Source organism: Streptomyces hirsutus, from assembly GCF_001418415.1.
Lineage (GTDB): Bacteria > Actinomycetota > Actinomycetes > Streptomycetales > Streptomycetaceae > Streptomyces > Streptomyces hirsutus.
Genome location: NZ_LIQT01000198.1, coordinates 1 through 19,793, shown reverse-complemented (window position 1 = coordinate 19,793; position 19,793 = coordinate 1). Strand labels below are relative to the sequence as shown.

Annotated in this window: 24 protein-coding genes and 1 pseudogene; 13 read left to right on the top strand and 12 right to left on the bottom strand. The window is 69.0% G+C overall.

The annotated features are described in order from the left end of the window. Positions 1 to 18: 18 nt before the first annotated feature. Both AOK11_RS15915 and AOK11_RS15910 read right to left on the bottom strand, forming a co-directional pair. Positions 19 to 207 (bottom strand): hypothetical protein, encoded by a 189-nt coding sequence (locus AOK11_RS15915; protein ID WP_055594378.1) that lies wholly within the window; start codon positions 205 to 207, stop codon positions 19 to 21. A 39-nt stretch (positions 208 to 246) separates the two neighbouring features. Then, on the bottom strand, positions 247 to 1,371 hold the full coding sequence (locus AOK11_RS15910; protein ID WP_240497364.1) for an oxidoreductase: 1,125 nt from the start codon (positions 1,369 to 1,371) through the stop codon (positions 247 to 249). 166 nt (positions 1,372 to 1,537) lie between these two features. Between AOK11_RS15910 and AOK11_RS15905 the strand changes: the two genes are divergently transcribed. The 6 genes from AOK11_RS15905 to AOK11_RS15880 all read left to right on the top strand — a co-directional run bounded on the left by AOK11_RS15905 (position 1,538) and on the right by AOK11_RS15880 (position 7,574). Beyond that, positions 1,538 to 1,888: an ArsR/SmtB family transcription factor gene (locus tag AOK11_RS15905; protein WP_055594377.1), complete on the top strand. Its 351-nt coding sequence runs from the start codon at positions 1,538 to 1,540 to the stop codon at positions 1,886 to 1,888. A gap of 381 nt (positions 1,889 to 2,269) precedes the next feature. Then, complete coding sequence (locus tag AOK11_RS39970; RefSeq protein ID WP_240497365.1) at positions 2,270 to 3,970, top strand: IS1182 family transposase; 1,701 nt, start codon at positions 2,270 to 2,272, stop codon at positions 3,968 to 3,970. A gap of 143 nt (positions 3,971 to 4,113) precedes the next feature. Next, complete coding sequence (locus AOK11_RS15895) at positions 4,114 to 4,584, top strand: hypothetical protein (RefSeq protein WP_157869369.1); 471 nt, start codon at positions 4,114 to 4,116, stop codon at positions 4,582 to 4,584. 208 nt (positions 4,585 to 4,792) lie between these two features. Next, positions 4,793 to 5,128, top strand: coding sequence for a hypothetical protein (locus AOK11_RS41845; RefSeq protein WP_055594375.1), 336 nt, complete (start codon positions 4,793 to 4,795; stop codon positions 5,126 to 5,128). Beyond that, on the top strand, positions 5,128 to 7,200 hold the full coding sequence (locus tag AOK11_RS15885) for a SpoIIE family protein phosphatase (RefSeq protein WP_055594374.1): 2,073 nt from the start codon (positions 5,128 to 5,130) through the stop codon (positions 7,198 to 7,200). The genes AOK11_RS41845 and AOK11_RS15885 overlap by 1 nt, the downstream gene beginning before the upstream one ends. A gap of 62 nt (positions 7,201 to 7,262) precedes the next feature. Then, on the top strand, positions 7,263 to 7,574 hold the full coding sequence (locus AOK11_RS15880) for a recombinase family protein (RefSeq protein ID WP_079034873.1): 312 nt from the start codon (positions 7,263 to 7,265) through the stop codon (positions 7,572 to 7,574). 413 nt (positions 7,575 to 7,987) lie between these two features. Here AOK11_RS15880 and AOK11_RS15870 read toward each other — a convergent pair whose 3' ends face one another. Together AOK11_RS15870 and AOK11_RS15865 are read right to left on the bottom strand one after the other, a co-directional pair. Further along, complete coding sequence (locus AOK11_RS15870; protein WP_055594372.1) at positions 7,988 to 9,385, bottom strand: pyridoxal phosphate-dependent decarboxylase family protein; 1,398 nt, start codon at positions 9,383 to 9,385, stop codon at positions 7,988 to 7,990. Then, entirely contained in the window at positions 9,382 to 9,702 is a 321-nt protein-coding gene (locus tag AOK11_RS15865) for an ArsR/SmtB family transcription factor (RefSeq protein ID WP_055594371.1), read from the bottom strand. The genes AOK11_RS15870 and AOK11_RS15865 overlap by 4 nt, the downstream gene beginning before the upstream one ends. 210 nt (positions 9,703 to 9,912) lie before the next feature. On the opposite strand from AOK11_RS15865, the gene AOK11_RS44955 reads away from it, so the two are divergent. Continuing rightward, positions 9,913 to 10,062, top strand: coding sequence for a hypothetical protein (locus AOK11_RS44955; protein ID WP_240497362.1), 150 nt, complete (start codon positions 9,913 to 9,915; stop codon positions 10,060 to 10,062). A 146-nt stretch (positions 10,063 to 10,208) separates the two neighbouring features. On the opposite strand, the gene AOK11_RS15860 is transcribed toward AOK11_RS44955, so the two are convergent. Continuing rightward, positions 10,209 to 10,556, bottom strand: a complete 348-nt coding sequence (locus AOK11_RS15860) for a transposase (RefSeq protein ID WP_420902993.1) — start codon at positions 10,554 to 10,556, stop codon at positions 10,209 to 10,211. Positions 10,557 to 10,957: 401 nt separating this feature from the next. Between AOK11_RS15860 and AOK11_RS15855 the strand changes: the two genes are divergently transcribed. Beyond that, on the top strand, positions 10,958 to 11,722 hold the full coding sequence (locus AOK11_RS15855) for an IS5/IS1182 family transposase (protein ID WP_055594369.1): 765 nt from the start codon (positions 10,958 to 10,960) through the stop codon (positions 11,720 to 11,722). Between the two features lie 89 nt (positions 11,723 to 11,811). On the opposite strand, the gene AOK11_RS15850 is transcribed toward AOK11_RS15855, so the two are convergent. Further along, positions 11,812 to 12,150 (bottom strand): hypothetical protein, encoded by a 339-nt coding sequence (locus tag AOK11_RS15850; protein ID WP_055594368.1) that lies wholly within the window; start codon positions 12,148 to 12,150, stop codon positions 11,812 to 11,814. 225 nt (positions 12,151 to 12,375) lie between these two features. Further along, on the bottom strand, positions 12,376 to 12,714 hold the full coding sequence (locus AOK11_RS15845; RefSeq protein WP_055594367.1) for a hypothetical protein: 339 nt from the start codon (positions 12,712 to 12,714) through the stop codon (positions 12,376 to 12,378). A 200-nt stretch (positions 12,715 to 12,914) separates the two neighbouring features. Between AOK11_RS15845 and AOK11_RS15840 the strand changes: the two genes are divergently transcribed. After that, positions 12,915 to 13,373, top strand: coding sequence for an excalibur calcium-binding domain-containing protein (locus tag AOK11_RS15840; RefSeq protein WP_055594366.1), 459 nt, complete (start codon positions 12,915 to 12,917; stop codon positions 13,371 to 13,373). A gap of 311 nt (positions 13,374 to 13,684) precedes the next feature. Here the strand turns inward: AOK11_RS15840 and AOK11_RS15835 are convergent, their stop codons facing one another. After that, positions 13,685 to 14,128 (bottom strand): GNAT family N-acetyltransferase, encoded by a 444-nt coding sequence (locus tag AOK11_RS15835; RefSeq protein ID WP_055594380.1) that lies wholly within the window; start codon positions 14,126 to 14,128, stop codon positions 13,685 to 13,687. A 389-nt stretch (positions 14,129 to 14,517) separates the two neighbouring features. Next, positions 14,518 to 14,685 (bottom strand): annotated as a pseudogene (locus tag AOK11_RS39950) (integrase core domain-containing protein); the annotation flags it as partial. Positions 14,686 to 14,784: 99 nt separating this feature from the next. On the opposite strand from AOK11_RS39950, the gene AOK11_RS15825 reads away from it, so the two are divergent. Next, the gene (locus AOK11_RS15825; protein WP_055594364.1) at positions 14,785 to 15,396 is read left to right on the top strand and encodes a site-specific integrase; all 612 of its coding nucleotides are present in this window, start codon (positions 14,785 to 14,787) and stop codon (positions 15,394 to 15,396) included. 184 nt (positions 15,397 to 15,580) lie between these two features. Here AOK11_RS15825 and AOK11_RS15820 read toward each other — a convergent pair whose 3' ends face one another. Continuing rightward, on the bottom strand, positions 15,581 to 15,775 hold the full coding sequence (locus AOK11_RS15820; RefSeq protein WP_055594363.1) for a hypothetical protein: 195 nt from the start codon (positions 15,773 to 15,775) through the stop codon (positions 15,581 to 15,583). Further along, a complete protein-coding gene (locus tag AOK11_RS15815; RefSeq protein WP_055594362.1) occupies positions 15,772 to 15,957 on the bottom strand; it encodes a hypothetical protein in 186 nt (61 codons plus the stop codon). Before AOK11_RS15815 ends, AOK11_RS15820 begins: the two co-directional genes overlap by 4 nt. Before the next feature lie 359 nt (positions 15,958 to 16,316). Between AOK11_RS15815 and AOK11_RS15810 the strand changes: the two genes are divergently transcribed. The 3 genes from AOK11_RS15810 (at position 16,317) to AOK11_RS15800 (ending at position 19,356) form a co-directional block, all read left to right on the top strand. Next, complete coding sequence (locus tag AOK11_RS15810; protein WP_055594361.1) at positions 16,317 to 17,201, top strand: helix-turn-helix domain-containing protein; 885 nt, start codon at positions 16,317 to 16,319, stop codon at positions 17,199 to 17,201. A 207-nt stretch (positions 17,202 to 17,408) separates the two neighbouring features. After that, positions 17,409 to 18,074: a hypothetical protein gene (locus tag AOK11_RS15805; protein WP_055594360.1), complete on the top strand. Its 666-nt coding sequence runs from the start codon at positions 17,409 to 17,411 to the stop codon at positions 18,072 to 18,074. Between the two features lie 451 nt (positions 18,075 to 18,525). Further along, complete coding sequence (locus tag AOK11_RS15800) at positions 18,526 to 19,356, top strand: hypothetical protein (RefSeq protein WP_240497361.1); 831 nt, start codon at positions 18,526 to 18,528, stop codon at positions 19,354 to 19,356. A gap of 182 nt (positions 19,357 to 19,538) precedes the next feature. Here AOK11_RS15800 and AOK11_RS15795 read toward each other — a convergent pair. Then, positions 19,539 to 19,793, bottom strand: a 255-nt coding sequence (locus tag AOK11_RS15795) for a hypothetical protein (protein ID WP_055594359.1), incomplete at its 5' end; no start/stop codon positions are given.

Sequence of the window (19,793 nt, the reverse complement as noted above, 5' to 3'; positions counted from 1 at the left end):
TAGGAGCTTCAGAGTCGCTCACTGCCCCGGGCGCAGGCCTGCGAGGGTCATGTAGACGGCGAGGCGGGCGCGTTCGGCGTGCGGGCCACGGTAGCGGTCGGCGGCGGTGCGCAGGGCGTCGGTCTGGTGGGCGGTGAGCTGTTCGCGCGGTGCCGGCGGGGTGGGTCCGGCGAGTGCGCGGCGGGGCGGGTACCGAGCCTCGCGCACCGGTCCGCAACGACCACTTTGTCGGTCAGGTCGGTGCGTTCACAGGGCCAGTTCCCAGTCCTTGATGTCGGCGAGCGGTCCGAGGGTGTCGGGGTGCGGCTCGGTGGCGAACTCAAGACCGTCACGCACCCGATGGGGCCAGTCCCGCTGTGCGAGAGCACCCTTGCCGATCGCGGCGATGTCGGCGGCCCCGGACTCCAATACGGCACGGGCGACCTCCGGGTCTTCCAGGTGGCCGTTGGCGATCACCGGCAACCCGCTGAACTTCTTCGCGAGCTCGGCCAGAGTTTCCGTACCGGTGGAAAAGGCGGGGTCGAGCGCCCGGTATTCGGTGGTGTGCAGGAAGTGCGCGCCGGTGCGGGCCAGGGTGGTGAAAATGGTCTCGGCCTCCTCGATGCCGCCGGCCCAGCGGTGGTGGAAGTCGCTGACCTTGGACTGGGAGATGCGGATGCCGACCGCGATCTCGGAGCCCACGGCCTGGAGCACCTCGTCCACGACCTCGGCCGCCAGGCGCACGCGGTTTTCGACGCCGCCGCCGTACCCGTCCTCGCGCTGGTTGAGGTAGTTGGTGAGGAACTGGTCGAGCAGGTAGCCGTTCGCGCCATGCACCTCCACACCGTCGAAGCCCGCTGCTGCTGCGTGGCGGGCCGCGTCCGCGAAGCCCCGGCGGATGTCCGCGATCCCGCGGGCGTCCAGGGCCCTCGGCGTGGGGTAGGGACCGCTGCCCCGGTAGAAGGAGAGCTGCTCGCCGCGTGGTGCCACGGCGGAGGGACCGACCGTTCCCTGGCGGAAGCGGTTGCCCTGGGACTGCGCTCCTGCGTGCATGAGCTGGGCGAATACGGTGCCGCCCTCCGCGTGCACGGCCTCGACCACCGGCCGCCACGCCTCGCCCTGGGCCGGTGTCGCGAGCCCCGGCTGGTGCAGATAGCCCTGGCTGTACTCCGTGTCGGTGTAGACGCCCTCGGTGATGACCAGTGCGAACCCGCCGCGGGCGAATCCTGCGTAGTAGCGCGCATTGCGGTCGGTGACCAGGCCGTCCTCGGTGGCGCTGATCCGCGTCATGGGGGCCAGCGCGGTGCGGTTGCTCAGGCGGACACCGCCAAGGTCGAAGGGCGTGAACAGCAGGTCGTCGGTCGCGCCGTGCTGCGGGGTGGGGTCGGTCAAGGGTTTCTCCGTTGCGCCTTGGTCGTATGCGACAGTTCTCGACTCGGCCTGCCCGCGCACGGCGCGTGCTCATGCGTGCCCGCACGGCGCCCAGACCATTGTCGTAATTTTCTCGTACTACGAGATTCATCGTACCATTGCCGGGCGATCGACGTAGACTCCCCATGTGTCCACCAATGTCAGACGTGCGCCCGCCAAGAAGGCCCTGCCCCACCCCGACCTGCGCGAGATCCCGGTGTACCTGGTTCTGCGTGCCCTCGGTGAACCGCTGCGGCTGGGCATCGTGCGCTCCCTTGCCCGGGCCGGCCGTCCCATGAACTGCAGCTCGTTCGGGCTGTCGGTGTCCAAGTCGACCTCGACGTACCACTTCAGGGTCCTGCGGGAGAGCGGCGTCATTTCGCAGTTCGAGGAAGGTACCTCGCGCTACAGCGAGCTGCGTGAAACGGAGCTGGAGCAGCGCTTTCCCGGTCTGCTGACCGCCATTCTCGCAGCCGAAGAGTCTGCCGCTGCGGAATAGCACTGCAACCGCATCAGTCATGCGGCTCACCCACGGTCTACGATCCGGGACGGGGGCACGAGGTCGTGGGGCAGGGGTCCGGCGGGCGGCCGAGAGCGCGGTCGGGGCGGCGTACGCCGACGCGGTGTCGGCGTACGCCGCCCTCGGGCGGGACGAGCTGCGGGAGGCGGCCCGCGCGGTCGTCTCGGCTACTTCGGATAGCGGTTGAAAACCGCCTTCGACCAGAAGTAGGGGGTGCCGGTAAGAACTCTGTCACCGACCCTGCTGGCTTATTCCGTGCCTGGTCGGACTGACGGCTCGTTGTACGGGGCAGCGACCGTCTTACCGTTCCGGTCGCGGGTGGGGTGCTGGATGTCGATGCAGCCGAGGCTGTGGCCACGGATGCCGGACGTGACCGCGCAGGTGGCGCGGTCGGTGGCGGCGCGAGGGCCGTACCCGCTGGCGATGCGGGTCCGTGACGAGCTGGGCGAGCTGTTCACGGATGCCGAGTTCGCCGAAGCCTTCCAGGTGCGGGGACGCCCAGGCTGGTCGCCGGGCCAACTGGCGCTGGTGACGGTGCTGCAGTTCGTCGAGAACCTCACCGATCGCGCGGCGGCGCATCGAGTCCGGTACGGCATGGATTTCAAGTACGCACTCGGCATGGAGCTGGACGACCCCGGCTTCGACGCCTCGGCCCTGTCCGAATTCCGCGCCCGCCTGATCGAGCACGGCTTGGAGGAGAAGGCGCTCGACCTGCTGCTGTCCGCGCTGAAGGATCGAGGCATGGTCAAGGCGGGAGGCAAGCAGCGCACCGACTCCACCCGCGTGCTGGCCGCGGTGCGGGACCTAAACCGGCTGGAGCTGGCCGGGGAGACACTGCGGGCCGCGCTGGAGGCTCTGGCCTGCGCGGCACCGGACTGGCTGGCCGACGTGGTGCCCGTGCGGGAATGGGCCGAACGCTACGGGCCGCGGACCGACTCCTGGCATCCGCCCGCGTCCAAGACCAAGCGCGAGGAGATGGCCCTGGTCTACGGCCGGGACGGGTTCACGCTGCTGGGGGCCGTACACGCCCCGCACGCGCCGGTCTGGCTGCGCGAGCTCCCGGCGGTGCAGGTCCTGCGCACGGTGTGGCTGCAGAACTATCACTGCACCGTCACCGAGACCGGCACGGAGGTGACGCGGCGGGAGAGCAGAGATCTCCCGCCGGGCAGGCTCCGTCTGACCTCCCCCTACGACACGGATGCGCGCAACGGACTCAAGCAAGGCTCCTGGTGGACTGGGTACAAGGTCCACATCAGCGAGACCTGCGACGACACAGCCGACGACCAGGAGGGGGTCACTGATCGCGGGACGTGTCCAGCAGGCAAAGGGGAGCCGCCGCGGATCATCACCAACATCGCGACCGCCGCCGCCACGGTGACCGACGCGGAGATGACCGAGCCGATCCACCACATGCTCGCCACCCGCGACCTGCTGCCCGCCGAGCACTACCTCGACTCCGGCTACCCCTCCGCGGAGCTGATCGTAGGGATGAAGAAGAACTTCGGCGTTGCCCTGATCACGCCGGTTCTGCTCAACAGCTCACCGCAGGCCCGCGCCGGCACCGGGTTCGACCGCACCGCGTTCACCATCGACTGGGACAACCGCCAGGCCACCTGCCCGCGGGGGAAGACCAGCACCTGGTGGAGCCCAGCCAGCCAGCGCGGCACCAAGGCCATCGTGGTCAAGTTCGACAAGGAGACCTGCCGCTCCTGCCCGGTCCGCGACCAGTGCACCCGCTCCAAAACCGGGGGCCGGACCCTGTCCCTGCAACCCCGCGAGCTGCAAGAAGCCCTCGATCACGCCCGGGTCCAGCAGGCCGACGAGCAGTGGCGAGCCAAGTACGCCACCCGAGCTGGCATCGAGGGAACCATCCACCAGGCCGTCGCGGTCACCGGCATCAGACGCGCCCGCTACCGCGGCCTGCACAAGACCCACCTCGAACACGTCTTCTCTGCCGTCGCACTCAACCTGATCCGCCTCGACGCCTGGTGGAACGGCCATCCCCTCGACCGCACCCGAACCAGCCACCTCGCCCAGCTCGACCTCGACCTCGCTGCATAATCCCGAATAAGCCAGCAGGATCGTCACCAGCCGCAAACAGCGGTGATCTTGCGAGGGTGTCACCCGTGTGGGTGAGTCCGGGGCCGTATGGCTGCGGTGGGTGAAGCTCGCGAGGACGATTGGCAACTGTGGTCCGTACCCCGTTGGACCTGGACGAGTTGGTCGAGCACTGGACGCTGCTCAAGGACGAGCAGGAACTTGTGTCCGGCAAGCGCGGTGCGACACGGCTGGGCTTCCCCGTGCTGCTGAAGTTCTACACGCAGCACGGCCGGTTTCCCCGTTCCAGGGCCGAGCACGTCGCGTGCAAGGAACGCAGGGCCGAGCAGGTGCGGGGGAGCTGCTGTCGCGCGGAGAGCATCGAGCCGCCCACGCCGGGCCGGTGTGAGCGGATCGCCGCGGGCGCCCTGCAGGCGGCCGAGGAATCGCTGACGGTTCGGATCTCCTCGCGGCTGACCGCGGAGAGTATCGAGCGGCTGGTGGCTCTGGTGGCCGCAATGCGGAGGATCGGGGCCAGTGGCCTACTCTGCAACTTCCACTCAGAGCCTGGCCCGTGGCTACGCCCGGTTGCGGTTGACGGCACGGTTCCTATCGGCACCCCGACTCAGCGGACGTGACCCGTCGCGCATGCTGTTCCGGTATCTGGATGCCGTCACGCCAGAGTGGGCGTATTGTCCGACTATGGGTGATGCTCGGTGTGGCTGGTGTGGTGCAGCCCTGCCGGAGCCGGCGGGACACGGCCGCCGGTATTGCCGCCCGGCGCACCGGCAGGCGGCCTGGCGGGCGCGGCGTCGTTGGCAGGCCGCGGACGGCGCACGGCAGGAGATGTTCCTGGCAGGGGCCGATCTTCTGGCCCAGGTGCAGGCCGTCACCCAGCAGATGAGCGGGCTTTCTTCCGCGGAGCCAGCCGGCGGGTGTCATTGTGCTGCGGTGGCCGAGGTTCCGAAGCGGGCGGCGCGGCTGGTGCGCTCGGCGGTGCTGGCCGACCGGCGGGCCGGGGCGAGCTGGGCGCAGATCGGGGTTGCGCTGGACATCAGCGCGGAGGCGGCCAGGGCTCGCTTCGGGCGGACGCGTGGTTCTCAGCACCCGCCGCCCGGCAACACTGAGCGGGACAAAACCGGATCGGCCTCACTGCCGCTGCGGGTTCAGGCAGGCAGCTGATGGATACCGCACTGGCCGAAGTGGTGCGGGAGAGTCATGCCTTCGGGGCGCTGCTGTATGTGCTGGCGCCGGACGGGAACGCTTTGTGGCTGGCTGTGATGACGGGGGGCCCGTATGAGGTCGCCCTCCCATGGACGCGGGTGGCAGTGACCGACCCGCTGCCGGTGGCGGACGCTGTGCGCGAGCAGCGCCTGGTATGGATCGGCGGTCAGGAGGAGATGGCGCGCCGTTACCCGAGGCTGGCGCTCGTGCTGCCCTACGACTTCGCGCTGGCGGCCGCTCCGGTCGCTTCGAAGGCCACGGTCTGGGGCGGACTGGTGCTTCTGTGGCCCGGTGATCATCCGCCGCAGCTCAGCCGGGACGAGCAGGACGCCATCGAGACGGGCTGCCGCCGCCTGGGCGCTCTCCTGCAACAGGCCGCAGACCGCGGCGATCCGCTGCTGCCCACGGGACGGCCGCGCACCCTGCCTCCGCCGCCGGGACGGACTCTCTCCCCCGCCGAGGCACCGGCGATCGCAGCGTTCCTCGACCGCCTGCCCGAAGGAGCTTGCACGCTGAACCTGACGGGCCACATCACCTTCATCACCCCGGCCGCCGCCGACCTCCTCGGTGCCGATCCCGACGATCTGCTGGGCGCTCTGCCCTGGGAGGCGTTGCCGTGGATGGATGTCCCCCAGGCCGAAGACCGCTACCGGGCCGCACTGCTCAGCCAGAAACCCCAGACCTTCACGGTCCTGCGCCCACCGGACGCGTGGCTGTCCTTCGAGCTCTACCCGGACTCCTCCGGCATCAGCGTCCGCATCACCCCCACCGGCAAGGCCCAGGACACTCCCGCACCGAAGACGGCACCTGCCGCGGGCCCCGGCCGCGCCAGTGTGCTGTACCACCTGATGCATCTGGCCACCACCCTCACCGAGGCCGTCAGCGTGCGGGACGTGGTCGAGCAGACCGCCGACCGGCTCCTGCCCGCTCTGGGCGCACAGGGCATGGTGCTGATGACCGCCGAGGACGGCCGCCTGAAGATCCACGGCCATCGCGGTTACAGCACCGAACTGATGGACCGCTTCGACGCTGTTCCCCTGAGCCTGGCCAACCCCGCCGTCAGCGTCCTGACCACCGGCGAGCCGGGCTTCTTCCCCACCTTTGCCGACCTGAAGCGCTCCTATCCGAGCACCGTGCATGAGGACGAGATGGCCGCATGGGCCGTGCTGCCGCTGATCTCCTCCGGTCGCCCCATCGGCTCCCTCCTCCTCGCCTACAACCGGCCCCATACCTTCTCGCCCAGCGAGCGCGCCGTCCTCACCTCTCTGGCCGGCCTGGTCGGCCAGGCCCTCGACCGCGCCCGCCTCTACGACAGCAAAGACAATCTCTCCCACCGCCTGCAGTCCGCCCTGCTGCCCCACCGCCTGCCCCACGTTCCCGGCCTGAAGGCCGCCGCCCGCTACCTGCCCGCTGCTCGCGGCCTGGGCATCGGCGGCGACTTCTACGACCTCATCCGCCTCGACGCACACACCGCGGCCGCCGCCATCGGCGACGTCCAGGGCCACAACGAGGACGCCGCCGCCCTGATGGGACAAGTCCGCACCGCCGTCCACGCCCACGCCACCGTCGGCGCACCGCCGGACCGCGTCCTGGCCCGCACCAACCGTCTCCTCACCGACCTCGACCCCGGCCTGTTCACCAGCTGCCTCTACGCCCATCTGGACCTCGCCCGCCACCGCGCCTGCCTGGCCACCGCCGGACACCCACCACCCCTGCTGCGCCACGCGAACGGACGCACCGAACTCCTCGACGTCCCACCCGGCCTCCTCCTCGGCATCGCCCCGGACACCCAGTACCCGACACTGGAATTCCCCCTGCCACCCGGCTGCGTGCTCGTCCTCTACACCGACGGACTCGTCGAATCCCCCGGAGTCGACCTCGACGACGCCACCGCCGCCCTGGCCGGACTCGTGGAGCACGCGGATCCGACCGACCTCGACGCCATGGCCGATGCCCTCATCCGGCATGCCCCCGCCCCCGGAGACGACATCGCCCTGCTCCTCATCAGCTTTCAGTCCGACCCCGAATGAAGCGACGATCACCGAGCACGGAAACTCTCATAAAGTGACTCGACGAGACCGTCAGGCAATGAATACGCGACACCTCAACATGCGAGCTCACCAGTCCCGAGGCCGTCACCGAAGCAGGGTGCATTCGGATCTTCACGGACAAGAAGTCCGGCAAGAACGCCGAACGCGAGGAACTGCGGAAGGGGGCCCTCGACTACCTGCGGCCCGGCGACACCCTCGTCGTCCCGTCGCTGGACCGGCTCAGCCACTCCATCCAGGACCTCATCGCCATCGTGTCCGGCCTGCGCAAGCGCGGTATCGGCTTCACCTCGCTGCACGAGGTGCTCGACACCACCACGCCGGAACTGCCCCGACCTGCCAAGTCCGAGGACTGATCACCACCGTTTGCGGCTGGTGACGATCCTGCTGGTTAATTCCGTGCAGTCGCGGCCTTGGCCGCAGGTGCCGGAGCTGACCGCGCAGGTGGCTCGCGCGGTCGCGGCCCGCGGGCCGTATCCGCTGGCGATGCGGGATGCCGCTGACGTTGTCGCTCCATACAGTGGGGTCGGAGGGGTCCTGGAAGAGGCCGCTGCCACGCCGCAGCGGTGATCCCTGCTCGGATACTCCCCGAATCCCGCGCTGGGTTGTCCCGCCCGTGGTTCCAGCGTTGCAGCGTGCGCAGACCGGTACCGGTGTCTTGCGCCAGGGCTGTCAGCGGGATGCCGTCCTCGACCTCTGAACCCCACAGCGGCGTCCCAGAGCCTCATTTCGGCCGGGTAGGTTTCCCCCGGTGAGACCGTTGCCGGACTCAGGCTGTGGAGGGGGCAAGCGCTGCGGCCAGTTCCCTGAGGGCCAGGTCCACGTCGGCGTCGGAGGTCCGCCAGTTGCTGAAGGCGGCGCGGATGCATGGGACCCCGTGCAGAACCGAGGGCGTCATGAATACCTTTCCACGGTCGTTGAGGTCGGCCAGGACCAGGGCCGGATCTCGGTCAGTGGTGAAGCAGGCGACGTTGAGCTGGACGGGTGCCAGCAGCCGAGCACCCTCGAGGCGTTCGATGCCTGTACCGAAGCGTCGCGCGTTGTCGATGTTGTTGCTGACGATCTGCTGCAGGCCTTGTGCCCCGTACGCTGCGATGGTGAACCAGGCGGGGATGGCGCGTGCCCGTCGGGAGTTCTCCGGGGTCAGGTGGACGAAGTCTGGCTGGTCCGTGATCCCGCCGAGGTAAGCCGCGTTGTTGCGGAACACCTTCAGTTGGAGGTCCGGGCGCTTCGTGAACTGGACGGCCGAGTCGTAGGGCACGTTGAACCACTTGTGCAGGTCGACGGTCACGGAGTCTGCCCGGTCGATCCCGTCAGTCCAGTGCGCGTGCTCCGGCACCAGTGCGGCGAATGAGCCGAAGGCTGCGTCGACGTGGAGCCATGCACCGAACTCATCGCGCAGGTCGGCCAGCGCACGGAGATCGTCGAAGTCAACCGTGTTCACGGTGCCGGCGTTGGCGACGACGATGGTCGGGCGATCCGGTGCTGAGGCCATTGACGTCCGGAGAGCGTCAGGGTCGATGGCTTCCCGGCCGGGAAGGGTCGGGACGAGCTCCATCCGCTCTCGCCCGAGTCCCAGTTGTGACAGGGACTTCAGCACACTTGAGTGCGGGCTCGCGGAGAGGATGCGGATTCTGTCCGCGAGGGTGCCAACCCCCGCGTCGGAGACGGATACGCCTACGCGTTCACCCGCCCATTCCCGGGCCGTGGCCAGGTTGACATAGTTGGAGGTCGTCGCACCGGTGACGAAGGCTCCGTAGAAGCCGTCGCCCAGGCGCAGATGCCGTTGGAGCCAGGTGAGGACCTGACGTTCGAGTTCGGCGAGCAGACCTGTTCCGGAAGTCGCGTTGTTATCGAAGACGGAGGTGAGCCAGTCGCCGGCCAGCGCCGCTGGATTGGTTCCGCCCGTCACGAATCCCAGATAGCGGGGCCCGGCGCTGGCATGCAGACCGGGGTCAATGGCCTCGGCGAACAATCGCAAGGCCCCGTCCAGTCCGATCGGCTCGTCGGGCCATTCAGGCGGGCGAGTGCGTCCTGCATCCCCCAGCGGGGGGCGGGCCTCCAGTCCCTTGGACACCTCGGCGGCGTAAGCGGCCACGATGGACAGGTGCTCCTTGAGGGATGACAAGTCCGCCTGGGGTGTGTGCGGGTGGCTCTGGTGGCTCATAGCCCCTCCATCAGCTCAGTGGTGAATCGGTGGATGGTCGCCTCGTCGCGGCGATAGAAGGTCCACCCCTTCTTGCGGGTAGCAACCAGCAGGCCGGCTTCGGTCAGAAGGTTCAGATGCCGAGAAGTGGTGGAGGCGGCCAGACCCAACTTCTCCCGAATGAAATCGGAGCACACGCCCTCGGTGAGCAGGTCTCCATCGACCTGCGGTGGGAAATGCGAGACGGGGTCACGCAGCCACCGCAGTATCTGCCGGCGAACAGGACTGGCCACCCCATCCAGCGCCTTGGACCACGCGTCGAGTTCGTCATTTCGCATAACTTCGAAACTACCTCCGAGTGGCCTACTTTCGCAAACCTCTGCCAGAACCACGCATCAACACCGCGTGAATGAAGCACAACCGCACGAACCAGAAGGACTTGGAGCACACAAACCCGCTCGCCGACACCAGCCGTCCGCATAACCCGTGCCGAGTCGCGCAGCAAGCGATCTGCGGCTGCCCGGCCAGGCACACCAGGCGGCCGACTCGTGTTCCGCGTCTTCGACGCTTTGCACCAGAGCCCGTACGCCGACACCGCCCTCGCGGAGTTCATCCGTGAGCCCATCGTGCAGGGCACCACGAGGGCCTGGACGCCGCCCGCGCCCGCGGCGCCCGACGCGGCAGGCCGCTGGCCATGACCGAGGAGCAGGTACGTGCCCGAGTTGAAGGACGGCCGACTCGCACTCACCGAGGCGACGGCAGGCCCGGAACTCCCTCGGCTTGTGAAGTCGGTGAAGTAAATTCGTCGTTTGCAGCTGGGACGATCCGGCTGGCCAATTCCGGGTTATGCGGCGAGGGAGAGGTCGAGGCGGGCGAGGTGCCCGGTCCGGGTGCGGTCGAGCGGGTGGCCGTTCCACCAGGCGTCGAGACGGAGCAGGTTCAGCGCGACCGCGGAGAAGGCGTGTTCGAGGTGTGTCTTGGGCAGGCCGCGGTAGCGGGCGCGTCTCATGCCGGTGACCGCGACGGCCTGGTGGATGGTGCCTTCGATGCCGGCGCGGGTGCCGTACTTGGTGCGCCACTGCTCGCTGGTCTGTTCGGCGCGGGCCTGGTCGAGGGCTTCTTGCCGTTCGCGAGGCTGGATGATGTGTTCTGGGTCTGGTGGGGGCACTTTACTGGACAGGTGATGCTCCACAGACTTCAAGGAGAGGTGCCCGGTTCGAAAACGGCGTCCTGGCTGAGCGACAGGACCAGGCTGTACGAACCACCATGACACTTCACAGGCGGAGCCGGCCGAGCACCTGCGATTCGCCGCTTACCTGCATGCTCTCAGGCACGTCAACGACGCCGACGAGACCGGATCTGGTCGCGCAGGTTCTTGCCGCTCCGGACCAAACGATGGCGCAATCCGCAATCCGGATTCCTTCAGCCCCTGGACCGCCAGGGCACCGCGAGGGGCACGCCCTGCGGACTGCGGTCCTGACACTGAGCCCTTTCCAACTTGCCTCTGGAGTTAGGCAGTTGGGCTGACAACGTGGTGAAGCCCCTGGTAGATGGGTTTTCGACCAAGAGAACCGTCTCCACCAGAGGCTTCACGTGCTTGTCTACCCGTCCGGGCTGGACGTGTCCGGCTCTGCCCTCCGTTTCCTCACGCAGCAGCTGCGGCGGCACCGCCGTGCGATCGGTTCCCGCTGGCGGCGGCTGAGCGCCGGCCGCCAGGCCCTGCTCACGCTCGCCCGCCTGCGGGTAGGCCACACGTATGCCCAGCTCGCGGCCGGATTCGGCGTCGGCACCACCACCGCTTACCGGTATGTCACCGAAGCCGTCGACCTCCTGGCCGCCCTCGCGCCCACCCTGGCCGACGCCGTCCGGGCCGCGTCGACGAAGGCGTATCTGCTCCTGGACGGCACGCTGCTGCCGATCGACCGCATTGCCGCGGACCGGCCGTTCTACTCCGGCAAACACAAGAAGCACGGGATGAACGTGCAGGTCCTCGCGGATCCCTTCGGCCGGCTGTTGTGGGCCTCACCGGCCCTGCCCGGTGCCGTCCATGACGTCCGCGCGGCCCGCGAGCACGGCATCGTCGGCGCTCTCGCCGAGGCCGGCGTCCGGTGCTGGGCGGACAAGGGTTACTGGGGTGCCGGCGGCACGGTCCGCATCCCGTGCTGGGGGCGGTGGGAGGCCCTCTCCACAGGCCAGAAGGCGGTGAACCGGTCCCACGCGAAGATCCGGGCACTCGTCGAGCGGGCCGTCGCCACCCTCAAGTCCTGGCGGCTTCTGCGCAGACTGCGGTGCTCGACCACCCGGATCACCAGCCTCGTCCAGGCCGTCCTCACCCTGCATCTGACCAGCTCAGAGTGAAGATGGAAAGGGCTCACTGAGCGTTTTCCAACCTCAGTTCCTGTGCCAGGTCCTTCGGTTCCAAGGTGCCTCCGATGGCTGCATCTGGGTCAGGGCCAGGACCCCAGCGTGTGGACTGCCAGGAAAACGCAGAGCGTCAGCTGCACCGCCCCGATAACTCGGTGCCCGATCCGCAGCAGCACGACGGCCGTTACGCCGACCGGCAGGGCCAGAGCGCCGAAGCCCAGCACTGGCGCCCAGTCCAGGGGCGGCACGCTGGTCGCTGCCTGTCCGGAGCCGGCGTCCATCCGGCCCAGCCCTCGGACGGCAAGCGCGATGACGACCAACAGCCCGGCCGCCACGTCCGCCACCAGGACGAGAAGCAGGAGACAACCTGCGGTGAGGGCGCTCTCTTTGTTGGAGGGCTGCTTGTCGGCAAGTTCGGGCATGGCTCAACGATCGCGCGGAATCCACCCTTCCGAAGGATCCGTCGCCGACTCGCAACCCAGGCGTACTCCGCTCTTCATGGGCCTACCCGGTCCTAGAGATCACTCAAAGACCGTGCTGACCGACGTCGGACCGGTGGAGGTAACCATGCCCCGAGACCGGGATGACTGCTTCGAGCCGAAGAATGTCAAGAAGCGGCAGAGCTTGACAGGTCTGCAACGAGGACGTCAGCGGAGTCCACGGCGGCGGGCCTCTCGCCGGATCCGCGCCGCATACCGGCCGGTGTGCTCCGCCCGCTCCCGTGCCTCGCTCGTCAGATGATCCGGGATCGGCCTCGGCTCATCGTCCGGCTCCAGCAGCAGGTCGGCTTTGAGGGGCAGCAGCAGCATGTCCGCTGCGGCATAGCAGTCCGACCAGCCAATGCTGTGGCCTGACGGTGGGCAGGCGATGTCCGTATGCACAGTGGCCAGTAGATGGTGTGCGGGTCCCACGCCGAGGTCCCTCTCGTGCGGCTGCGGCAGCAGGCGGGCGATGAAGTCGGCGGCGTTGATGCGTCCAAGGGCCATGAGTCCTCCCGGACTCCAAGCGGCGATACCCGACCGCACCAGGCCCCGTGTCCGCCGACGAAGGTACCGTTCCCGCTCGGCTGACGCCCCAGTTGCGGGGTGTCCTCGTCAACAAGCGCTGACGTCCACTCCCTTGCGGCTTCACATTTCCTTTACAAAGGCGCTACCGTCAGCGCTTCCACGATCAACCAGGGGCGAACATGACCAACCCGTACACACCGCCAGCAGCAGGACGGCTCGCGCCGAAGTGGGCGCGGAAACGCTACGTGGTGCCCGCGCTCGGCCTCGCCTTCTTCCTCGGCGTCGGCGCGGGAGGCGGCGACAGTCAGCCGAACGACGACGCTAAGCCGGCCGTGGCCCAGGCCCGGCCGACGGCCACTGTCACCGCGACCATGACAGCCACGCCGACCGCGAAGCCCGAGCCTGCGCCGACCGTGACCAAGACCGTGGAGGTTGAGGTCACGGAGACGGTTACCGCGAAGCCCGCCGCTGACTCCGGCAGCAGCGGAGGCAGCGGCAGCGGCGGGGGCGGCAGTGTCTACTACCAGAACTGTGCCGCCGCCCGAGCCGCCGGGGCCACCCCCGTCCGCCGCGGCGACCCCGGCTACGCCAGCCACCTCGACCGCGACGGCGACGGCATCGGCTGCGACTGGGGATAGGCAGGCGAAAGGCCCGCTGCGACGGGGGATGCACAGCGGGCCAACGCCAGTCTGGCACGGCACTGGATTGGGGCAGTTGCTTTGACCGAAGCCGCTTCTGCGTTTTCACCTGCAAGTGGCTTCGTTGATCTCTAGGAACAGCGTTTGTCGACCGGTTTCGGAGGCAGGTGATGATCGCCGGGCTGACGGCTGTTGATGAGAAATGACGGCACGCTTGTGTCTTGGGCGCGTGACGGCCGGGCCCTCATCCGGGGCGGCGTCGGCAGGTGAAGGGTGAATATGTCCTCGCCGTGGCCGGGAGGGCCGTGTCTCTATGGCGCCATGTCACGCAGGTCAGGGCGGTTCCTGGGCAGTCCGAAGCCCGCCATCTGCTTCTCCTCGTAGGACAAGAAGCCAAGGCTCCGGTAGAACGCGTGGTTGCGCTTGCCTTCCGGTGACGACTCGTGGTCCGTGGAGAGGAGGAAGAAGCGGCAGTGCAAGTAGCGTCCCATGAGGTGCTCGACCAGGGCCCGGCCGACGCCCTGCCTGTGATGCACAGGGTTGACCACGACGTCCTGGACATAGCAGATGTGTTCGCCGTCGGAAACGGTCCGGGCCAGTCCGAGGAGCGTTCCTGAACCGTCTCGTGCGGTGATGACGAGGTGAGAGTTCCGCAGGCCGCGGCAGAGCTTGTCGACGTCGGCGGTGTAGCCCTCCCAGCCGACCGAGTCGTAGAGGCTCAGCATCTCCTCAGGATCGAAAGCATCCTCTTCCATGATGAACACGCCAAACCCCCTGCAGCGATGCCGCTTCTCGATGCCGACTTCTCACCGCATCTGACTTCACGCTCGTCAGTCACGTCAAGATCGGCAACAACCGGCCTCAGCCGTGCCCTTGCCGAAAACTCGTCCGTCCTGGTGGGAGCCATGTGCGGGGCCTGGTGTATGCCAGCTGTGGCTGATGGCACCGGGGCCCTCGCGCGGTTAGCGATCACCGCGGCATGATGATCCTGTGCCGTTCGGAAACTCGTCGCCACTGATCAGGCGGCGTACCGGTACTCGTTTATGACGCCGCCGAGTACTCGGCGGAGGAGGACTTGGTGCGCGGTCAGGTCGGTCTTGGGTGCCGGGTGCTCCTGCGCGAGGGGCGGAAGCTGTCCCCGAGTCCGGTCCGACGGCTCGTACCGCACCGGACCGGCGAACTGCCTGCGCAGCACCGCGTTCTCATGCCGCAGCACCAACAACTCGGCATCCTTGGCCGCGCGTCGACGCAGCAGCACCGCCGGGACCGACAGCAGCTTCCGCGTCACCCGATACACCAGTGAGACGATCACCCGAACAGGGTTCCAGGAGGCCCTCGTGGCACGCCAGCCCCACTCTGAGTAGCAGCAACGAATTTCCGAACGGCACAGGCCCGCACCGGCCGGCCCTACTTGGACGCCTCCCGAGCCAACGCCCTGTCGGCTGCCTCGTCCTTCTTCGTCTACCTCGACACCGTCAGTGACACGCCCGTGCTCAATCCGTTCGCCGCAGTACGGCGTCCGGTGCTCGTCACAGGCCCCCTGGCCGATGAGGGCCTGAGCGAGACGGAAACGGTCCGGCTGCTGCCGGCTGCACGCGACCTGCACCAGCCGGCGGCCTACCGGCCTCGTGCGTACGCCCTCCTGCTGATGCTCTACACCGTGTGTCTGCCGATCGACTCCGTTCTGGCCGCCGATGTCGAGGATCTCGGTCACGACCGAGGCCGTCACGAACTCGACACCCGCATCAGGGGCGGCACAGCAAAGAGGAAAGCCATCCCGTCGCACACATGGCAGGCTCTGCAGAGCTATCTCGACGGGCGCACGGCCGGGCCGCTGTTCACAACCGCCTCCGGCGGCCGCTTCGACGAACCCGCCGTGTGGCGGCTGTTGCGCCCCCTCGCGCGCCGGGCTGGGCTGCCGCAAGCCGGAGACGATCCATCCGCATGCCCTGAAGACCAGCGCCATCCCGCATGCCCTGGACAGGCCCCATGCCCGGATCGAACGCGTGCAGGCGTGGGCTGACCACAAAGATGCCCGCACCACCGGCCGGTACAGCCGGTGGCCCGGGCAGCCGGACGGTGCTCCGGGCCATGGACCGGCCGAGGCCCTGGTCCATGCCCTTCGCCTTGCTGCCGGCCGGCGAGCAGGCGGTCGGCGAGCAGGCGAGGCAGGGTGACCGGTGCTCGCACGGGCAGCCCTGCCCCGCTCACCTCCGCCCGGCCCGGTCCTGCTGCTGGCGCTCGCGCAAGTGGAAGGCGAGCCACCGGTGGCAGTGGCCGCACTCGGACCACTCGGCGATCTTCCAGCCCACTCCGCAGGTGGGGACGAGTTCGGTGTAGGTACGGCGCAGGACGTCGTTGCCGCACCCGGGGCATCGGGTCCCGGGGCTGTGCGGGGTCATCGCTGTTTCCTCTCACCGGGCTGCCGGACGGCCAGCAGGCAGGCGGCCGCCGGCAGCAGCCATCCCTCCTCGAGGACGGCTGCCTGGGCCGTGGGGGACATGATCAGCACGATGCCCAGTACCAGCGCGGCCACGAAGGCCGCGCTGAGACAGGGAAGGTCTATCCTGAAGTCGACTCGCACGGGGTTTCTCCCTTGTGTGGTGTTGAGTAGGTAAGGCCGCTCCCCGCTTCCGCCCAGAAGCTTCCGGGGGCGGCCTTCGCTTTTTCTTCCTCAGCCCTCAGGATCCGGGCCTACATTGCGGCAGTTGGGCTAGGTCACATGGCACGGCTCCTTCCTGTCGCGGACACCGGACGCTGGCGGCAACCGGTCCCTTGAGTCTGCGGCCGGTGAACTGCCTGGCCAACGGCTGACAGACGCGCGTAGAACTCCCCGGACGAAGGAGAACACCGCCGAACACTGGCGACACGCTGTAGCAATGACGGACAATGACGAACCAACCGCGTCGTTCTGTGTCGTTCCACCCGGGGGGAGGGGAAGACATGCCTGCTCGGGGCGCTTCCGCGCAGCCGCATCCCGCGCAGCTCGCCTTCGCGGCGGTGCTGCGCGAACTGAGGCGGGCCGCCGGGAAACCGACCGAGGAGGCGATCGCCCGGAAGATGGCCTGCTGCGGCCGCAGCAGCGTCTCGGCGATGCTCAACGGCCGCCGCTTCCCCGCTTGGGAACACACCGCCGCCTTCGCCCGCGCCGTGGACACGGACCCGGAGAAGCTGCGCGCGCAGTGGGTGGGAGCGAGCAGGCAGATCGAGGAAGCCGCCAAAGGAACACCCGCCCCGCGCACCCCACTGCCGCTCATCAGCGATCCACAGGCCGGCGAGGCCATCCTCGCCGCCCACTGGTACCGCAACAACAGGGAGTTCTACGAAGCCGCCGGTGAACGGGCTCGGCAGGCACGCTCGGAGATCCGGGTCACCTACACGCGCCGCTACCCGCCCACCCAGTACACGACGCCGGCCTCCGCCGTCTACTTCAAGGCCATCCTGGACTGGGCCGGCGAGGACAGCGACGACGAACGCAGCGTGCGCCGCATCATCGGCGTCCCCGAACGCGACGGCCGGCCCGACGCGGACATGTTCGCCTGGGCGCGCCAGCACTACGACGACACCCGGCACATCCTCACCTACGAGGCCAGCGTGCTGCGTTGGACGGCGGCGGCCGACGGCCTGAACATGGCGCTGATCGACGACAGCGTCGTCTTCCTGGCGTTCTCCGGGGGACCGCGCCAAAAACTCAACGGCCTCAGTATCGAGGACCCCACCTTCATGACCTACTTCGCCGCCTACTTCGACCAGCTCTGGGCCGCCCTCACTCCCTTGGGCACCTACCTAGGCGATATGGAGCAGAACACCGGGGGCACTGTCGCCTGAGGTGCAGCGGTGGGCGGGCGGCACCGTTTTCGGAAACACTCTCTTCCCACTCTCCGGAACAGGCATCGCACGTGTCCTGCCCTTTCGGGCGGCTTACCTCCGGCTCTAACCTCGACGTGACGGGCGCCGAAAGCCGGCGCTCGGGCGTCACCGGGGGAAGCCGTGAATGTGCCGACGCTCATCCTGCTGGGAGGAGCGGGAGGCGCCATGCGCGGGCTCTTGGACCTCTACATCCGTTTCCTCGACTGGCAGACGGACCGGCGTGCTTGCCGCCTCTCGCCCCTGCCTCAGGTAGGTGATCTGCCGCAGTTCCGGGACTACTTCGACCCGGTCGCCGATCCCGTCGCGGCGGTGCTGCACACCGTGATGGGCGCGGGCGCGGCCGTGCTGTTCGGTACCACGGGGCAGATCAGCGGCGCCTACGCGGCGGTCGTCGTCGGACTCTCCGCGCCGGTGCTGCTCACCCAGCTCGGTCGGGTGCAGTCCGTCCACGCCGCCCTGGCTGCAGGAGCGCCCGAGCCGGCGGGCGCTCCAGGCGCATCGCAGGAACCCGCCGCGCAGGCCGCACCGCCGACCCTGCCGCCCGCCGGAGAGGCACAGGGTGCGGCGGCGCCGGAGCAACCGGCCGTTCCGCTTTCCCCTGCTGCACAGGCTCCCGGGCTCTCCGCGCTGAGCATGGGCGGGAACACGGACCCCGGCAGCGGACCTCAGGCCGGTGCTACAGGGGCCGGCCATCGGACTGGAACGGTGCTGCCGGCGCAGGCGAACGGGCACCCGCCGGATGCGGTAGCCGGGCGTGGCCGGGACCCCGGCAACTGCGAGTTGCCGTTTCTGCGGCAGCAGCCGGTCGCCGGAGAGGAGGGCACAGGATGACACGGAAACAGCCTGTGCACCGAGGCCTCGCCGCGAGCGTCCTCGGCGCGGACCGTACACGGCGCAGGCCGCCCACGGCCGAGCAGCAACGCCGTCTTGGGCTGCCACGCCGCCTCCTCGCCTCGCTGCTCGGCATCCGCGTCCGCCCGCCGGCCCCCACCGCTCACGCGGCGCCGCCACCGGCGGTACAGACGCAGACCCGCACGGACACTGAGCTCGAGGCGGATGCACAGGTTCCGGCGAAAGCACAGTCGAAGGCCCAGGCCGAAGCGCACGCACGGCTGCCTGCGGAGGGGGACAGGACGGCTGCGCGCACTATGGCCGCACATCATCCGCAACGCGAGGCCGCACCGCCCGAAGCCGGTCCGTCCGGCCTCCCCCCCCGAGCCGGTTGACCGGCACCCCCCTCACTCACGGCCTGCCGTCCCGTCGTGGGAGCGGCCGAGGCGCCGTGCCGCAGTATCTGCTGAGCGAGGACCGACAGGCGTACGAAAAGATCCTCGACGAGGCGCTGCGCCGACCGGAACTGGCCGGGGTCGGCGAGCGCCTCAGCAGTGAGCAGCTGCGCACGATGGCGCTCAATGCCACCGGGCTCATCACGGTGGCGGCAGCGGCCGAGTACCAGCACTACGTGAAGATCCGCCAGGAACTGCACGGCTTGAAGCCGTCCCAGGGCCGACGTGACGTCGCCGAGCCGGAATCTTTCAGGAGCGAGCTCGCCGGGGCGGCCATCACCCGGGGTTCCGCTCCCGCAGGGCCGCCGGGGGCGGGGGTGGGCGCCGTTGTCGCAGTCCTGGCACCCGTCCTGTCCGGAGGACTTGCTGTCCTCTTCCTGCTCGTGGGCTACCTCCTCAGGACGCTCGACTCCGATCCGGGTTTCACCCGGGCATTCCTGACCGCCGGGTGGGTCTTCGGCGCCGTGACCGGTGCCTGCGTCCTGATCGCAGCGGTAGTACTGATCCGCAGTGCTCTGCGCGCCGGGGCACCGCCCGGCGACAGCTCCGGGAGTGAGCCGGATACGGAGGTGGCCCGGGCTCGGGAAGCGTGGAAGCAGGCGTTGCTCGAGCGTGGCCTTGTGCCCTTCCTGCGGGACGCGCTGGCCGATCCCAGCGGCGCCGCGGCCAGGGGGCAGCCCTCGTCCGCCCCTCGCGTCCCCCAACTGGGATACGTGCGTCCGGGTTTCACCAGTCCGGACGAGCACGCATCCGGCCCTCACCCGAGATATACGAGTCCGGACTACACCAGCTCGGACTTCGGCGGGAGCGAGCATCAGCCGGAGTGACCTGGCGGTGCGGCTTGGCAGCGGCCCGGTCCCCTGCAGGACCCTCGGCGCTGGCACCGCGCCGAGGGCCTGCTCCTGCCTTTCGCCCTGCGCAGCCGGGGCAGGACGAGTGCGGGACCCGATCCCACGGACAGCGGCGGGCCCCCGAGGCACGAATGACGGCTCGGGGGCCCGCCTTCTGTTCACCTGGTCTGTTTGTCCGGCGCGATGATGGCGTGGAAGAAGAGCACGGCGCCGGCGAAGGCTGCGCCGCCGGCGAGGCCGGCGGCGGCGGCGTTGTGCTGGGCGAGGTAGGTGAGCACGCCCGCGCCGGTGCCCACGAGGACTCCGAAGGTCAGGATGATGGCGCTGCGCAGTCCGAGGAGAGCTGCGGGGCCGGCCGCGGTTTCGGGTGGTGGTGGGCTGTGCGGGGGCTGGGGGTGCGGTACGGCCTGGGG

Coding starts and splice junctions, on each gene's coding strand:
- AOK11_RS39970 (WP_240497365.1), top strand. CDS start 2,270: ATGCCGGACGTGACCGCGCAGGTGGCGCGGTCGGTGGCGGCGCGAGGG.
- AOK11_RS41845 (WP_055594375.1), top strand. CDS start 4,793: ATGTTCCTGGCAGGGGCCGATCTTCTGGCCCAGGTGCAGGCCGTCACC.
- AOK11_RS15885 (WP_055594374.1), top strand. CDS start 5,128: ATGGATACCGCACTGGCCGAAGTGGTGCGGGAGAGTCATGCCTTCGGG.
- AOK11_RS15870 (WP_055594372.1), bottom strand. CDS start 9,385: ATGAGCCACCAGAGCCACCCGCACACACCCCAGGCGGACTTGTCATCC.
- AOK11_RS15865 (WP_055594371.1), bottom strand. CDS start 9,702: ATGCGAAATGACGAACTCGACGCGTGGTCCAAGGCGCTGGATGGGGTG.
- AOK11_RS15850 (WP_055594368.1), bottom strand. CDS start 12,150: ATGCCCGAACTTGCCGACAAGCAGCCCTCCAACAAAGAGAGCGCCCTC.
- AOK11_RS15845 (WP_055594367.1), bottom strand. CDS start 12,714: ATGGCCCTTGGACGCATCAACGCCGCCGACTTCATCGCCCGCCTGCTG.
- AOK11_RS15840 (WP_055594366.1), top strand. CDS start 12,915: ATGACCAACCCGTACACACCGCCAGCAGCAGGACGGCTCGCGCCGAAG.
- AOK11_RS15835 (WP_055594380.1), bottom strand. CDS start 14,128: ATGGAAGAGGATGCTTTCGATCCTGAGGAGATGCTGAGCCTCTACGAC.
- AOK11_RS15820 (WP_055594363.1), bottom strand. CDS start 15,775: ATGACCCCGCACAGCCCCGGGACCCGATGCCCCGGGTGCGGCAACGAC.
- AOK11_RS15810 (WP_055594361.1), top strand. CDS start 16,317: ATGCCTGCTCGGGGCGCTTCCGCGCAGCCGCATCCCGCGCAGCTCGCC.
- AOK11_RS15805 (WP_055594360.1), top strand. CDS start 17,409: ATGCGCGGGCTCTTGGACCTCTACATCCGTTTCCTCGACTGGCAGACG.